Source organism: Tunicatimonas pelagia (assembly GCF_030506325.1).
GTDB classification, from domain to species: Bacteria; Bacteroidota; Bacteroidia; order Cytophagales; family Cyclobacteriaceae; genus Tunicatimonas; species Tunicatimonas pelagia.
The window spans coordinates 4739651-4755038 of sequence record NZ_CP120683.1 but is presented as its reverse complement, the minus strand read 5'-3'; the positions used below and the strand labels follow the sequence as shown (position 1 = coordinate 4755038).

The following is a 15388-nucleotide window of genomic DNA, read 5'->3' as shown; positions in this document are numbered from 1 at the left end:
TTAGGCAAAAAACCAGAAATCCCGCATTGGCTGTTTTCCCCAGCTAGTTAACTGCTTCTGTATTTCGGGTAGCATTGGTGGCGAGGTAACCGCTACCAGAATTTGCGGACGGTCTAACTTCGCTACTACTTCGGTAGGCTCTAGATTTACCCCATAGACTTCTTTTCCTATCTTCCGAGAATTATTACATACCCAATGAAAGTGATTCTCATACTTTAGCAACAGCTTAGCCAGATCTTTCCCTTTTCGTCCGGCTCCCCAAAGCACTAATGGGCGACTAAAATCACGATCAAGCTCGTAGAAGTAGCGAATTTTAAGATCAAAGAAACGATTATCCTGATAGTTATCATCGTTGCGAGAGGTACGATCCGGGCGATCACGACAATAATTCAGAATTTTATCAATTCCCACCACGCGCAGTTTCTGCTGATAGAATCGAAAACACAAATCATAGTCCTCTGGGTATACTTCGGGTGCAAAGCCTTTCGCTGCGTTAAAATCATCCCGGTGTACCAGCCAGCACTGGGAGGGAATCACACACTCGCGGTAAATCTCTTCGTAATAGGTTTGATCTTTCGCAATCTGATTCAGCCACCGCTCGTACCGCCGAAAGCCACCGCCTACCTCGCCACCATCCATAAAATATTTAGTACCTCCGGCCACCACTGTTCCCTTGCCGTATTGCTGCCAAGTGCAATGCATCACTTCTAGCTTATCAGGTGGCATAATATCATCCGAATCCATTCGAGTTACTAGCGTTCCTTGAGCGTGACGATAAGAAGTTTGCAGTGCCGGAATCAGCCCGATTCGATCAGTATCATACACCCGGATGCGAGAATCTTTTTGGCTATACTCCATCAGTATTTCTTTTGAGCGATCCGAAGAATCGTTATTCACCGCCACCAACTCCCAATTAGCATACGTTTGCACCACAATAGAATCCAAGCAGGCTGGCAGATACTGCTCAGTGTCTCGCACGGACATAAGGATGGAAATACGAGTGTTCAAGCGTTAGGGTGTTAAAGTTACCAATATTGATAACTCTGCTGCGAAACTATGGACTATAACACATAAACACTGTAACACTATCGAAGATTGAATTTTCCCGCCAATTATTCTACTTTCACAATCTAAACCTAAAATTATGAAAGTCGCTTACTATCTTCTTTTCGCAATATTAATCGCCTGCCAGAATGCTACCACTGATGAACCGGACGAGTCAGTCGGTAGCAATTATGGTGAATTCACCTTGCATAAAGGCACCAATATTTCCCACTGGTTATCGCAGAGTAGCCGTAGAGGGACTGAACGCCAAGCGTTTTTCACCCAGGATGATGTAGAATATCTAGCCGGACTGGGTTTTGATCATCTGCGGATTCCGATTGACGAAGAGCAAATGTTTGACGAAGCGGGTAACCCTGAACCCGAAGCCTTTGAGCTACTAACAAATGCCCTGGATTGGTGCCAGAAAGAGAATCTGCGAGCGATTGTTGATCTACATATTCTGCGCTCCCATCATTTTAACGAAGACGAAAAACCGCTGTGGACTGAACCTGCTGCCCAGGAAAAATTTATGGACTTATGGCGAGTACTGTCAGATTCATTAAACTTCTACCCTACCGGAATGCTGGCCTACGAACTGATGAATGAACCCGTTGCCGATGATCCCGAAAACTGGAATCAACTGGTAGCCCGGGCAGTGCGGGTAATTCGGGAGCAGGAACCAGATCGAGTGATTGTAATTGGTAGTAACCGATGGCAAAGCGTTGATACCTTTGACGAACTTAAAGTACCAGAAAATGATCCTAACATTCTGCTAAGCTTTCATTTTTACAAACCATTTTTACTTACCCATTACCAAGCCAGTTGGACCAATATTGCCAACTACGAAGGTCCGGTACACTACCCCGGTCCTATCGTAACCGAAGCTGAGTTTGATACACTACCTAATACCCAAAAAGCCTACGTCGAAGAGCGAATGCACACTTACCACCGTGATACACTGGAAAAAATGATGGCGAAACCGATGCGCGTAGCTCAAGAATTAAATCTCCCCCTCTACTGCGGTGAGTGGGGCGTAATCACCTCTGCCCCTCAGGAAGACCGCCTGCGCTGGTACCAGGATATGATCGACATTTTTGAAGAAAACGGTATCGCCTACGCCAATTGGGACTACAAAAGCGGCAATTTCGGCCTAGTAACTAATGAGGGAGAGCCTAATGAAGATTTGGTAGAGATTGTAGCATCTAGTCCGTAACTCTACAAATAGACCTAACCTTATGAAAAAAGTTATTCTTCTAATTTTGCTCGCATTAAGCTTCAATACGTATGCTCAGAGTCTGAGCAACCACTATCGGATTGATGTAGCAGTGAAGCCCTCCGAAGGGTACTTAAAAGTTAATTGTAAACTTGACTTTATTGCCGATAAACCTACTACAGATATCGTTTATTGGCTAAATAGTGCCTTTCAACCTATAGAGGTAACTAGCGAGGACGTGGACTCTATATGGTTCACAAACGGAGAAGGCTTTCTTTCTCATGTTGCAGAAGTCCATATCCGTTTTAAGGACGAAATAAAAGAGGGTGGTGAAACCAAGATTCATTTCACATACGAAGGAACTATACAAGCCGATCAGTTCATAGATCGTGGTAATATTACTCCAGCTTGGACGGAACTATCAGTAGGAGCTATGTGGTACCCAGTATCGTTAGAAGAATCTTGGCTTACTTACGATATTACGCTAACTGCCCCCTCCCAGTACGAAGTAATATCAGCCGGAGAGGTTATTCAACAGGAAGAGACCAAGTGGAGAATTCATGAAGAGCTCGTAACTCCGGGTAGGATTATCGTAATGCTCTCCGATCAACTGCATCGGACTCGAACAAGTGTAACTCCATACACCGTTGATTTTTACGTTTTAGAACCTGATGATCCTTTGGTCGATAGTTTACAGCAATATACCCAACAGCTTTTAACTTTCTTTGATGAAAGGTTTGGGGCTGTTGAGAGCAAAACTAATCATATGAAGATTTTCTTTCCTAATCGGGATATCGAGGGCGTTAGCAACGGCGGCTTCTCTGCTAACGGAAAGTTTATTATGCTCAACAACGGGCGGAATGCAGATGCACAGTATGACGTTTTGAGTCACGAAATTGCCCATTTCTGGTGGCGCCACGGCACCCTAGGTACCTACCATGATTTTTTGAACGAGGGATTAGCCGAGTTTTCTAAGCTGTTAGCGCGTAATGAAAAATACGGAGATAAGAATATGCAATCACTCACTAATTACTACAGAGAGCAAACCAAAGAGCTAGGGAGCATCAAATCTTGGGATATTCAAAATTTGCAAGAAAGGCACCTCTATTTATACTGGAAAGGTTCTCTAGTAATGGCTGATTTACTAAATGAGGCAGGAGAAGAAAAAGTTTATGCGATTCTGAAAAGAACCTCCTCAGAGAAGATAAGCCGATACGAAGAGTTCCTTCAGATTGTTGAAGAAGTAGCTGGTAGTAAAATAGCGGAAGAGTTTGACCAAAAGTTCTAAGAATTCTGCCTAAAAATGCAGTAAACAATTGGTCTTACCTGCTAATTAAACCATCATTTCGTATTACTTTGCAAGTTCATTTGTTCACAAAAAACAGGATTTGCATGACCAACCTCGTTCTTCTTCATTTCATCGCGCTATTCTTCGGATGTCAGAATCCAGAAAGCATTGACGCTTATCTTACTCAGAAACATCAGGAAGGAAAGCTAAATGGAAATGTATTAGTGATTAAAGACGGAGAGACCGTTTACGAAAAGTCATTCGGATACGCTGACGGCTCAAAAACTACTTTACTCACTGAAGATTATCGCTTCAACATCGGGTCGGTTTATAAGGAATTCCCAGCGGTAGCTATTATGCAGTTGGTGGAAAAGGGGCAAATCAAGGTAGATGAAAATATCGCTAAGTACATTCCTGAATTACCCAAATGGTCACAGGAAGTGACGATAAAGCATTTATTACAATACTCCAGTGGGCTACCCAGAATTGATTGGGGATCGTATTTCAGCCAGGGGATCAACGTGACTGAGGCTGAAATAATGGACGAAATTAAGAACATCGAGATCCTTGACTTTGAACCAGGTACCGATTACCTCTATACCAATAACAGCCCTATTCTGCTCATCAAAATAGTTGAGAATGTTACCAACACGAATTTCAATAAATATGTAACTGAAAATATATTCATTCCTTACGACATGCCAAGCACGGTCATCAAAGATCAATACCCTTATGAAGATAGATCATTAATGGCCGTACCTTTCGATGATGAGTTCGATGAGGATGATTATAAACTAGCGGTGAGTGGAATACTATTCAGTAGTACCGCTCGCGACCTAGCCAATTGGTTTCAGCAACTAGGATATTTTGAGATCGTGAGTGAAGAGTCGGTCAGATTTCTTTCCCAAGAAGCTAAAGCGGGTGATAATATTCAGGCACCACTAGGTCGCTGCGATTGGGAAGATGACGAAATTATTGAGCACCTCCACCACGGTTCTAGCGGTAATTACGAGTGCGTAGTCCGAAGATTCAAGCAAGAAGGAATTACTATCGCTATTCTAACCAATCAGAAGCATGGAAACGTGAACGAACTATCTGAGGAGATCTATAAGATTATGAAAAGGAATATTTGATGGTAAGCGTTTCTAAAAAGTAGCCCCCGCCCGCATTAATTTATTGGCAAACAGGAAGTCGCGTAGCTCCTGTACATCGGTATCCATAATATTTTTGTTGCTACCTTCCCATAGTTTATGGCCTTTGTACAAGAACAGAATATGGTCGCCAATGCCAATTACTGAGTTCATGTCATGAGTTACCACAATGGTGGTGGTACCCAACTCTTCGGTAATTTCTTTAATAAGCTCGTCAATCAGCACCGAAGTTTGGGGGTCGAGGCCGGAGTTGGGTTCGTCGCAGAACAGATACTTTATATCGTTTACAATCGCCCGGGCAATACCGACCCGTTTTTGCATTCCGCCACTGAGTTCGGAGGGCATTTTCTTGTTAGAGCCTTCTAGTCCTACTCGCTTCAGGCAGTGGTTTACCCGGTCAAGTTTCTCATCTTCGGGCGTATCGGTTAGCGTATCCAGCGGAAACTTCACGTTGTTTTCCACATTGAGCGAATCAAACAGAGCTACTCCTTGAAACAGCATTCCAATCTCGCGACGAATTTCGGTTCGTAAGTCTTTATCGGCGTGGGTAAAATCTCGGTCGTTGTAGTAAACAGTTCCGGTATCGGGTGGCACTAAACCCACAATAGACTTGAGTAGCACACTCTTTCCGGTACCGCTAGCCCCGATAATCAGGTTAGTCTGTCCTTTTTCAAAAACCCCGCTGATACCCTTTAGTATTTCTTTATCGCCGAAGGCCTTTTTAATATCTTCAATATGGATCATAACTTTAATGATTGATGTAAAGGCAGGGAGCTGGGCACAAGGAGAAAACAGATATCTCTAATACCAAGCCCCTAGCTCCGCGCTCTTAGCCATTCATTGAATTAAAACTGAAACTACCACGTAATCGGCAATAAGCACCGCAATACAGCTATTGGTCACGGCGGTAGTACTAGCCTGGCCTACCTCCAAAGCACCCCCTCTTGTGTTATACCCCTGATAAGCAGAAACCGTCGAGATCAAAAAGGCAAAGACCACTGACTTCACTAACGCCACAAAAACGTTATACTGCTGAAACTCGGTTCGCAGACCAGCTACGTATTCCTGTCCAGTAACTACGTTCATGAACGTGCCGATCAGGTAACCGCCGTACAGCGATAAAAAGCCCGCCACAATCACCAGCAGTGGAAACATCAGCATTGCTCCTAGTACCTTCGGCACAATTAGATAGGAAGCCGAATTGATTCCCATTACCTCTAGCGCGTCAATCTGTTCAGAAATTCGCATAGTCCCTAGTTCACCCGCAATATTGGAACCCACTTTACCGGCCAACACTACCGAAGTAATAGTGGGAGCTAGCTCGAGAATCGTCATATCACGTACGACCAAGCTAACCACGCTACGGGGAATAAACGCGCTCACCAGGTTGGCAGCCGTCTGAAGGGTCGATACCATTCCAATAAAGGTAGAAACAATCGCTACCAGGGTTAACGAATTAATTCCAATCTTCACTGCCTCGTCAATAGTACGCTTCACGTAAATATTGAACACTTCCATTCGGGTAAACAACGTACCAATAAACAATAAGTAAGAGCCAATGCTTTTCATAAATGAGTATTACAATTCTTATTTCTCAAAATTTATTAATGTTGCTTTTATGGAGCCCCGTAGTTGGTCTCCTACGTTTGCCTTCTCAGCATAGTTATCCCAATGTTGCACTTTATCATTTATTTCAGAAATTATAGCTTCTGATTTTTTTATATTTATTGCTTTGGCAAAAGTTATTAGGTCACTTTTTTCAATTCCTACCCTTTTTCCATTAATGCTTAAAGCATGTTGACTCACCCAAAGGCTATCCGGCCGATAGGCATGACATACATCGTAGGCGGGTGCTAACTCCCAGCCGCTTCCTTCTTTAAGCCGGAAAGAGAAGTTCTTGGTGTGGTCGTCGCAATTTCTAGCAATAACGTTAAAAACCATTCTACGGTACATTTGCTCGGCATCTGGATACGGCAAGCGAAGTATTCTCATCGTTTGGAATAATTGTTCGTAACTATAACTCCTAACTTCATTGAAGTCGTAGTGCTGCATGGCACAAAACGTTTGAATATGGTGTTTCGTACCACCATTTTCTCTATCAAACCTTTTGGTCATAAAATGTGCCCGCCCATTTTCTTCTAGTAACGTAGACTCCATCATGTCTATACCACAGTCTTTCGCCATGTGATAGTAGGCCATTTCAACGCGTCCGTACCCTTTACTTGCCCCAAACTGGTCGTCACTTACCCCATCCAGCTTTATCAGCCAATGTTCAAACCCTTTTGGTGCGTCGGTTTGCCCGGAACGGACTTGCCCGGTTTGTTTATTGTAGGCTATAATTGCTTTTGGCCTCGCTCCCCCGGCCGATGTTCCTATTTTTAGTATTTCCGTCATCGTCCGCTGCTCCTCTTTTTTTAGATTAGCCTCAAACCTCTCTCGTTCGTTCAGCATCCGATAGGTAATATCAACTAAGCTATCGATCCCAACTTGAAAAGGTGTTTTAGTTGACTTGAACTGCGCTGGTTCAAATTCTAATGCCCCCATACCTCTTGTTCCAATAAAGCACAACTGTTCTACGGGGTTCATACTATCTACCGGGCGACCATTCTGTGCTAACCAAATATTGATCAATTGGTTTCCGTACTTATCCGGTAACACATCGGCTAATAAGCCCGGCAGTCCTTTAAAAGTATTGTATTCACTGTTTTTTACAGGCTTTAATTCTGGGAACGAAAATATTAGCTGGTTAGACTGAATAGGCATTTTGATAGGAGCCAAGTCTACATTCTTTACTTTAAACTTCGGTTCGTACTCAAAAGTCGCCAACCTCTGATTCTCATCCCAGGCCACGGCTCCCACAGTTTGCCCCCAAATTTTGACGAATGCTGTCTTCACCTCTACCATTCGCTTTCCTTTTGCTCCGCATCATTTTTGATTGTGCTCGCCCTTTGTCGCTTTTGTTTCTCTAACTTAGCGAGTTCAAGAGGACTAAACTGAGTTTGAACTTTAAAGACCTCGAGTATATCTAATAAATTGAGTGCTCGTAGAATCTGTATTAATGAGATTAGTGATATGGGTTCCCCGTTTTCAATTTTGCTCATTGTCCAGCGATTAATCCCTGCAATTTCCGCAATTTTCGCCTGGGTTCTATTTTGAAGTAAACGCTGGTGTTTTATGTATTCACCAATATGAGAAATTATAGCTTTATCGCTTAAGGCAGTCCATTCAATGTTAGCATTTACCATCTTTAATCGCTTTTTCTACGCGTAATGCCGATATTTACTAGCTCAAAGATAAGAAAAGTGAGTAAATACATACGTTTATTGTTGGTAAAAACTTACATCGTAGTCAAAAATTAGCACTATGCTAGTAATTGCCAACTCCATATACATACTAAAGACAATTGTAACATAAAAAGAGAGCACAACGTGACTATGCTCAGTAGAAGCGGGGTAACCATAATTTTCTTAATTCCAGCTATTCTACCAAGTAATCAACAAATGGTTTTACGTAACAACAGAATATACGTTCATGAAAAAATTAGTCGTTATTAGCGGAGCCGGAAAAGGGATTGGCAAAGCTCTCGCTCAACGCTTTGCCGCCGAAGGGTTTTCACTGGCTCTTTGTGCCCGTACCGAAGCTGACTTGCAGGCTTTACAAACCAAACTTACCCAAAAGCATCCCGGTATTGAGGTATTTATTCGTCCGACGGATGTTTCCAAAAAAGAAGCCGTTCTTGACTTTGCTCAGATGGTTCAGGCAACCAACATTCCGGTAGAAGTTTTGGTGAACAATGCGGGAGTATTTTTACCAGGACAAATTTACCAGGAAGAAGACGGTGCACTGGAAAAGCAGATCGAGACCAATTTGTACAGTGCCTATCACCTGACTCGCGCCTTAGTTCCGGCCATGATAGAAGCAAAGCGGGGGCATATTTTCAATATCTGTTCTACCGCCAGCATTACGGCGTACACCAATGGTGGTTCGTACTGCATCAGTAAGTTTGCTCTGCTGGGCATGAGTAAAGTGCTACGCGAAGAAATGAAACCACACCACATTCGAGTCACCTCCGTTTTGCCGGGAGCTACACTGACTAACAGCTGGGCCGGAAGCGACTTACCGGAAGAACGATTCATGCCACCCGAAGATATAGCCGAAGCAGTATTTAGCACCTACCAACTTTCCGACCGAACCGTAATTGAAGAAATTTTAATGCGCCCCCAGTTGGGCGATATTACCTAAATTTTGATTTATTTGCCATAGCAACAAATATTAGTAGTATAGTGTTATAGTCCGTAGTGCTAGAGTACTTACAGCTATGATTTTGAGTTCTAATTTCGTGTTAAACAACTCTGAACCATAACACCTTAACACTATCGCACCATAACACTATCAAAATGCTTACTTCCGAAATTGCTTCATTCCAACCCTACTGTCCAAGTCTGACGGAGTATGTTCGCCGACCCACTCGAGTGGTTAATATTGGCGATTTGCCGATGGGCGGAACCAATCCCATTCGAGTACAATCCATGACAACCGTGGATACTATGGATACGCAGGGTTCGGTCGAGCAGTGCTTACGCATGATTGAGGCCGGTTGCGAGTATATTCGAATTACGGCACCTAGCATTAAAGAAGCTAAGAACCTGGAAAATATTCGGAAGGAACTGCGAAAGTTAGGACACGAGACTCCGCTGATTGCCGATATTCATTTTACCCCTAACGCTGCCGAACTGGCTGCTCGACTGGTAGAAAAAGTACGAATCAATCCGGGAAACTACGCAGATAAGAAGAAGTTCGAGACGATTGAGTACGATGATGCCAGCTACCAAGCTGAAATTGACCGCATCCGCGAGCGATTTACTCCCCTGGTAAAAATCTGCAAAGAATACGGTACCGCTATGCGAATTGGTACCAACCACGGTTCACTCTCTGATCGGATTATGAGTCGCTACGGTGATACTCCGCTGGGCATGGTAGAATCTGCGTTAGAGTTTCTCCGCATCTGCGAAGATTTGAACTACTACGAGGTGGTACTTTCCATGAAGGCCAGCAACACCCAGATTATGGTGCAGGCCTACCGTTTGCTGGTGCAGAAGTTAGACGAAGAAGGCTTGCAGCCCTACCCACTGCACCTGGGCGTAACTGAAGCGGGTGATGGCGAAGACGGACGCATAAAATCTGCCGTAGGCATTGGTACACTGCTAGAAGATGGATTGGGTGATACCGTGCGGGTTTCGCTCACCGAAGAACCGGAGGAAGAAGTTCCGGTAGCTTATCATTTGGTGAAACGCTACGATCATCGTACTCCCCATCAACCCATTCCTCCCGTAGAGAATATTCCGGCTGATCCGTACAGCTACTCCCGCCGTCGCTCCCAATCGGTAGCGAATGTTGGAGGTGATAATGTACCCCGAGTAATTGCCGATGTGTCGGCGGTTACCGAGTGGACGTACCGCGACCTAAAGCACGTAGGACATTTTTACCTGCCGGAACTAGACAAGTGGACGATGAACGACCAAGGCTGTGATTATGTCTACACCGGACAAAGCCCCATAGATTTTATGCTGCCCAACGGATTGAAAGAGATTCAGAACTTCACGGTGTGGCAGCAGCAAGAAGATCAGCAGAATAAATATCCGCTATTTTTATCGCTAAAAGAGTACCAGCAGAACGAAGCTCGTCATCAGCAATTAAATTTTCTGCACACTCGGTTAGAAGACTGGAACGATACATTCATTCACACACTCAAGGACGATGCTACGCTGGTGCTACTGCTGGATACCGAAAATCAGCACGCCATGCCCGAGCAGCGTAAGTTCTTCTTCAACCTACTGGAAGCGCAAGTATCCAATCCTGTGATTGTACTGCGGAAATATACGGAAGCTAACGAAGAGCAACTTCCGTTGTACGCGGCCACCGATGTAGGCGGCTTGTTGATCGATGGCTTTGGCGACGGCATTATGCTAAGCACTGCTCTATCGGATGATCGCGCTGAACAGCTCAATGAGATAAAACGAAACAACGGTATCTCCTTCGGTATTTTGCAGGCGGCTCGCACCCGTATGTCCAAAACTGAGTACATCTCCTGCCCTTCCTGCGGACGTACGCTGTTCGATCTTCAGGAAACCACCGCTATGATTCGTCAACGCACCGATCATTTGAAGGGAGTCAAAATCGGGATTATGGGCTGCATTGTTAACGGGCCCGGTGAAATGGCTGATGCCGATTACGGCTACGTGGGTTCCGGCAAAGGAAAGATCACTTTGTATCGGGGGCAGGATGTGGTTAAGCGCAACGTTCCCTCCGAGCAAGCCGTAGACGAACTAATTGAGCTAATTCGGGAAGATGATAACTGGATTGAACCTGAGATGCTTCCGGTGCAATAGCAGTTACTGTGAACCACTCGGTGAAGTTCGCGTAGGCGATTGTGATTGTTGTTTATCAATTTCTTTCTCAAATGCCTCCGAAACAGCTTCACCGATTGACTCAAAAACCGATTTTTGCTGATTCTCAGCCTTCTCAGTATACGTTTGGCGAATCGGGATATGTCCCAGTGACTGATCGCCACCCGTTTTTAAGATTTGTAAACCCAAACCGGCAATCAGCTCCCAGCTTTTGTCAAACAGTCCGCTACCAGAGTTAGAACCGGATCCAAACTCAACTACTTCAATGTTTTTCAGGTCGGGACGAACGTAGCCTTCAATCACTCCGTTATTCACCTCCAATTCTGAAGCAATGTCCAGTTGCCCTTCATTCATGCTGATGCCAGTATAAACTTCAAAAAAATCATTTAAAGCGGGCAAATCAATACTTTTAATTGCTAAGTCAGATACAAGTGCCGGACGATCTGGGAGTAGATCCATCTTAGTATCCAACGTAAATTCGCCGTTTCCGGTGGTAGTCCCTTCCACTTGCAACGAAGCCGGAAACTGCTGCGCGCTTTGGGGTTGATTAGAAATATTTTTCCCGTCGATGGTAAGATCGGTTAAAGAAGCCGTAAGCGGCGGGTCGGTAGAAACATCCCGAAAGTGAACCTTTCCCTGTTCAATGCGTAAGCTATCAACCGTAAAGGGAGGAATTTTACTTGAGTTGTTAGATTTAGATGAATCTGACATTGAAGCTAATAGCCGGATAGGCACTGAATGGTAGTAGGACTGTGGGTTTTCTGATTGATTAGATGCCTCACTCATTTCGTGGTTATACTCAGCATTTTTTAGGTAGACATCGCCCACCAACGTTTTCTGCAACAGAGGTTTCCAACGCAAATCCACAAAAATAGTATCGGCTGAGAACATGGGCGATCCTTCCCGATCATCGCTGCGATAAATCTCCGTATCAGCAATATGGATAGCCGCTTTCCATAAATCGACGTCCACATGACCAACCTCTCCTTGAATCGCTTTGGCTTTACTCAACTGACGGTTTATAATAGTTTCCGCTACCGGATCAACCGCAATTACTGCCGCAACAATTAAAATACTGAGAATAGTTAGGATGATGAATAAGGTTTTCATAAAGTTAGGCTCAGGTTAAAAAAACAGCTACCGTATTTGCGCTAGTAAAAAACAATAAGACTAGCTGATGCGATATACATGGTAAACCCTATCTGGTGAGTAATGTTATCCTAGAAGAAAGTCCCTATGAACAACAGCCGTACTCCATCCACTAAAGAGAAAGCGTTAGCCCTCAATTTAGACCGTAGCATCTACGGAACCTTAGCCGAGATTGGAGCGGGTCAGGAAACGGCTTCCAACTTCTTCAAAGTAGGCGGAGCCTCAGGGACTATTGCTAAAACCATATCGGCCTACGACATGAAATTTAGCGACGAGATTTACGGAAAGATCAAACGCTACGTTAGCGAAGAACGCTTAGCCGGAATGCTTAGGCACGAGATGCGCCTAGTGCGGGCCCGACTTTCGGAAATCGCTCCAACTACTAAGTTTTTCGCTTTTGCCAATACCGTAGAAACACTCAACTACCACAAAACCAATCAGGGGCACGGCTGGCTGGGCTTACGGTTCCAGTGCGAGCCACAGGGTGGTATGAATGAATGCATCATCCACGTGTTGTTGCACGATAACGAAGCTAGCCTTCAGCAACAAGCCGTGGGGGTACTTGGAGTGAACCTAATATATGCTTGCACTACCATGTCAGACTCACAAGAGATGATGCTCTCGTTGGTAGATAACATAGCCAACGACCGTATAGAGATTGATTTTTTCCGGCTCACCGGACCCGACTTCACTTCGGTGGATAACCGGCTGATGGCTCTCAAACTAGTAAAACACGGTTTAAGTCGAGCTACTATGTTTGATGCCGACGGAGAGGTATTGCAACCGCAGGAAGCTCTGTATAAAAAGAACGTAATGATTCTTCGGGGACGCTTTCGCCCGGTTACGCACGTGAATATGGATATGCTTCACGCTGGTTTACAGGCTTTTCGCGAAACCGAACCTATTGAAGAAGAAAACCTGATCCGTATTTCGGAGCTAACCTTGCACAGCCTCACCGACGATGCTAAAATTGATGATAATGACTTTCTGCATCGGGTAGATCTTCTGAGCTCACTGGGTCAGAAGGTAATGATCTCCGACTACCAACGTTACTATTCGCTCGCCAGCTACATTTCTAAAGTTACCCGGGGCAAGATTGCTATTGTGTTAGGAATTAAGAGCTTGCAACAGCTCTTTGACGAAGATTACTACCGCGATTTGAGCGGAGGCATTCTAGAAGCCTTTGGCACCTTATTTAAGCGCAACATTCGGCTGTACGTATACCCGGCCTGCCATGCCGAAACTCAAGAGCTATTGTGTATTGACGACTTAAAACTTCCTGGGCAGTTGACTAAACTTTATCAATACTTGTGCGAAACTAGTCGGATTGTGGATGTGCAGCCCACGAGCAAAGACAACCTTTCTATCTACAGCGATGATGTGTTAGCCATGATCCGTTCGGGGCAAACCGGCTGGGAAAAAATGGTACCCCCCGAAGTGTCTGAAGCGATCAAGACGAAAGAGCTATTTGATTATCAGGAAGCGAAGTGATATTTTGCACTACGCTACCACTAACTTCCTGTTTTGTCAATGAAGCACTCTTCACTGATTCTTTCTATTCCGCTTTTTGTATTGATACAGTTTGGCTGTTCTTCAGCTAGTGAAGAGCCGACTCAACCCCCTCCTCCCAACATTGTGTTTCTGTTTGCCGATGATATGACGTATACCGCCATTCAGGCACTAGGCAATACCGAGATAGAGACCCCTAATTTGGATAGGTTGGTTCAGCAAGGAACCACCTTTACCCACACGTATAATATGGGAGGCTGGAATGGGGCGGTATGTATCGCATCCCGCAGTATGATGATCTCGGGGCGATCACTTTGGCGCGCCAACCAATTTAAAGACCGATGGCAACAAAACGACTCGCTGGCATTAGCCCAAACCTGGGGCAACTTAATGAAGCAGCAAGGCTACAGCACCTACCTTACCGGTAAATGGCACGTAGCCGCCAACCCTGATTCGGTATTTCAAACGGTACGTCACGTACGCCCCGGTATGCCCGGCGATTTTCGGAGCAAAGGCTCGTTTGACAGTCCGGAGACCATGCCGTTAGGGTATAATCGCCCTAAAAACGAGCAAGACACATCCTGGTCGCCCTACGATACGGCAATGGGAGGCTTTTGGGAGGGCGGCCAGCACTGGAGTGAAGTACTACGGGATGATGCGCTAGACTTTCTGGATAGTGCTACCGCCAAGTCTGATCCGTTTTTTATGTATCTGGCGTTTAATGCCCCACACGATCCCCGTCAAGCCCCAAAGGCATTTGTAAATCGCTACCCGCTCGATAGCATTTCGCTACCCGAAAGCTGGATGCCCCGCTACCCCTACGACGAAGGGATTGGCTTAGGCCCCAAACTACGCGATGAAGCACTAGCCCCATTTCCGCGTACCGAATACGCTACCAAAGTGCATAGGCAGGAGTATTACGCCATAATTACGCATCTCGACGAGCAGATTGGTAAGATACTGGATGCACTGGAAGCGAGCGGAAAAATGGAAAACACCTATATCTTCTTCTCGGCCGACCACGGTTTATCGGTAGGAAGGCACGGCTTGCTAGGTAAACAGAATATGTACGATCATAGCCTTCGGGTGCCACTCATGCTGGTTGGCCCCGACATTCCGGCAAATCAGGTGGTAGATACTGACGTATATCTGCAAGATATTATGGCGACTAGCTTGGAACTAGCCGATATTCCGAAGCCCGACTACGTAGATTTTAATAGCTTTTTGGGGTTAGCCACTGGTGAATCTACGATAGGTGCCTACGAGGCTATTTACGGCAGTTATATCAACTATCAGCGCATGATCCGTAAAGACGGAATGAAACTAATTGTGTACCCCAACATCAACCAAGTGCTATTGTATGATCTCCAACAAGACCCCAACGAAACGACTAACTTAGCTGATGACTCAGCGTACGCTGATCAGATAACCAACTTATTTCAGGATTTACAGGCCCTACAACAACAGTACGCTGACACATTAGATTTACAGCCAACCTACGATCAATTACAAAGTCAGTTATGAAAAGAGGTTGGATCTAGGAGCGCGGGGCGGAGAGCGATGACGAATGATTGATGAGTAATGACTAATGGAGGACGATAACTATAACCTGTAATCTTCAATTTAT

The 15388-nt window shown here is 44.9% G+C and carries 13 protein-coding genes; 7 read left to right on the top strand and 6 right to left on the bottom strand.

The window, feature by feature from the left end; all coding sequences use genetic code 11:
* The gene (locus P0M28_RS20400; protein WP_302204673.1) at window positions 1–1008 is read right to left on the bottom strand and encodes a glycosyltransferase family 2 protein; all 1008 of its coding nucleotides are present in this window, start codon (window positions 1006–1008) and stop codon (window positions 1–3) included.
* 136 nt (window positions 1009–1144) lie between these two features.
* On the opposite strand from P0M28_RS20400, the gene P0M28_RS20395 reads away from it, so the two are divergent.
* The 3 genes from P0M28_RS20395 to P0M28_RS20385 all read left to right on the top strand — a co-directional run bounded on the left by P0M28_RS20395 (window position 1145) and on the right by P0M28_RS20385 (window position 4678).
* Window positions 1145–2257, top strand: a complete 1113-nt coding sequence (locus P0M28_RS20395) for a glycoside hydrolase family 5 protein (protein ID WP_302204672.1) — start codon at window positions 1145–1147, stop codon at window positions 2255–2257.
* Window positions 2258–2279: 22 nt separating this feature from the next.
* Window positions 2280–3545 carry a gluzincin family metallopeptidase gene (locus tag P0M28_RS20390; RefSeq protein WP_302204671.1) on the top strand — a complete coding sequence of 422 codons (1266 nt, stop codon included), beginning with the start codon at window positions 2280–2282 and terminating at the stop codon, window positions 3543–3545.
* A 104-nt stretch (window positions 3546–3649) separates the two neighbouring features.
* On the top strand, window positions 3650–4678 hold the full coding sequence (locus P0M28_RS20385) for a serine hydrolase domain-containing protein (RefSeq protein WP_302204669.1): 1029 nt from the start codon (window positions 3650–3652) through the stop codon (window positions 4676–4678).
* A 12-nt stretch (window positions 4679–4690) separates the two neighbouring features.
* Here P0M28_RS20385 and P0M28_RS20380 read toward each other — a convergent pair whose 3' ends face one another.
* The 4 genes from P0M28_RS20380 to P0M28_RS20365 form a co-directional block, all read right to left on the bottom strand.
* Complete coding sequence (locus P0M28_RS20380) at window positions 4691–5440, bottom strand: ABC transporter ATP-binding protein (protein WP_302204668.1); 750 nt, start codon at window positions 5438–5440, stop codon at window positions 4691–4693.
* 93 nt (window positions 5441–5533) lie between these two features.
* On the bottom strand, window positions 5534–6265 hold the full coding sequence (locus P0M28_RS20375; RefSeq protein WP_302204667.1) for an MlaE family ABC transporter permease: 732 nt from the start codon (window positions 6263–6265) through the stop codon (window positions 5534–5536).
* An 18-nt stretch (window positions 6266–6283) separates the two neighbouring features.
* Window positions 6284–7600: a type II toxin-antitoxin system HipA family toxin gene (locus tag P0M28_RS20370; RefSeq protein ID WP_302204665.1), complete on the bottom strand. Its 1317-nt coding sequence runs from the start codon at window positions 7598–7600 to the stop codon at window positions 6284–6286.
* Complete coding sequence (locus P0M28_RS20365; RefSeq protein ID WP_302204664.1) at window positions 7594–7941, bottom strand: helix-turn-helix domain-containing protein; 348 nt, start codon at window positions 7939–7941, stop codon at window positions 7594–7596. The genes P0M28_RS20370 and P0M28_RS20365 overlap by 7 nt, the downstream gene beginning before the upstream one ends.
* Window positions 7942–8227: 286 nt before the next feature.
* Between P0M28_RS20365 and P0M28_RS20360 the strand changes: the two genes are divergently transcribed.
* Together P0M28_RS20360 and ispG are read left to right on the top strand one after the other, a co-directional pair.
* Window positions 8228–8938: an SDR family oxidoreductase gene (locus tag P0M28_RS20360; protein WP_302204663.1), complete on the top strand. Its 711-nt coding sequence runs from the start codon at window positions 8228–8230 to the stop codon at window positions 8936–8938.
* A 155-nt stretch (window positions 8939–9093) separates the two neighbouring features.
* Complete coding sequence (ispG, locus tag P0M28_RS20355; protein ID WP_302204661.1) at window positions 9094–11085, top strand: (E)-4-hydroxy-3-methylbut-2-enyl-diphosphate synthase; 1992 nt, start codon at window positions 9094–9096, stop codon at window positions 11083–11085.
* 3 nt (window positions 11086–11088) lie between these two features.
* On the opposite strand, the gene P0M28_RS20350 is transcribed toward ispG, so the two are convergent.
* Window positions 11089–12213: a DUF748 domain-containing protein gene (locus tag P0M28_RS20350; protein WP_302204660.1), complete on the bottom strand. Its 1125-nt coding sequence runs from the start codon at window positions 12211–12213 to the stop codon at window positions 11089–11091.
* A gap of 126 nt (window positions 12214–12339) precedes the next feature.
* On the opposite strand from P0M28_RS20350, the gene P0M28_RS20345 reads away from it, so the two are divergent.
* Window positions 12340–13743, top strand: a complete 1404-nt coding sequence (locus P0M28_RS20345; RefSeq protein WP_302204659.1) for a TonB-dependent receptor — start codon at window positions 12340–12342, stop codon at window positions 13741–13743.
* Window positions 13744–13782: 39 nt separating this feature from the next.
* Window positions 13783–15285: a sulfatase family protein gene (locus P0M28_RS20340; RefSeq protein WP_302204657.1), complete on the top strand. Its 1503-nt coding sequence runs from the start codon at window positions 13783–13785 to the stop codon at window positions 15283–15285.
* Window positions 15286–15388 lie beyond the last annotated feature (103 nt).

Excerpts from the sequence above, each read along its gene's own strand:
- P0M28_RS20395 (WP_302204672.1), top strand. The coding sequence starts at position 1,145 with ATGAAAGTCGCTTACTATCTTCTTTTCGCAATATTAATCGCCTGCCAG.
- P0M28_RS20390 (WP_302204671.1), top strand. The coding sequence starts at position 2,280 with ATGAAAAAAGTTATTCTTCTAATTTTGCTCGCATTAAGCTTCAATACG.
- P0M28_RS20385 (WP_302204669.1), top strand. The coding sequence starts at position 3,650 with ATGACCAACCTCGTTCTTCTTCATTTCATCGCGCTATTCTTCGGATGT.
- P0M28_RS20380 (WP_302204668.1), bottom strand. The coding sequence starts at position 5,440 with ATGATCCATATTGAAGATATTAAAAAGGCCTTCGGCGATAAAGAAATA.
- P0M28_RS20375 (WP_302204667.1), bottom strand. The coding sequence starts at position 6,265 with ATGAAAAGCATTGGCTCTTACTTATTGTTTATTGGTACGTTGTTTACC.
- P0M28_RS20370 (WP_302204665.1), bottom strand. The coding sequence starts at position 7,600 with ATGGTAGAGGTGAAGACAGCATTCGTCAAAATTTGGGGGCAAACTGTG.
- P0M28_RS20365 (WP_302204664.1), bottom strand. The coding sequence starts at position 7,941 with ATGGTAAATGCTAACATTGAATGGACTGCCTTAAGCGATAAAGCTATA.
- P0M28_RS20360 (WP_302204663.1), top strand. The coding sequence starts at position 8,228 with ATGAAAAAATTAGTCGTTATTAGCGGAGCCGGAAAAGGGATTGGCAAA.
- ispG (WP_302204661.1), top strand. The coding sequence starts at position 9,094 with ATGCTTACTTCCGAAATTGCTTCATTCCAACCCTACTGTCCAAGTCTG.
- P0M28_RS20350 (WP_302204660.1), bottom strand. The coding sequence starts at position 12,213 with ATGAAAACCTTATTCATCATCCTAACTATTCTCAGTATTTTAATTGTT.
- P0M28_RS20345 (WP_302204659.1), top strand. The coding sequence starts at position 12,340 with ATGAACAACAGCCGTACTCCATCCACTAAAGAGAAAGCGTTAGCCCTC.
- P0M28_RS20340 (WP_302204657.1), top strand. The coding sequence starts at position 13,783 with ATGAAGCACTCTTCACTGATTCTTTCTATTCCGCTTTTTGTATTGATA.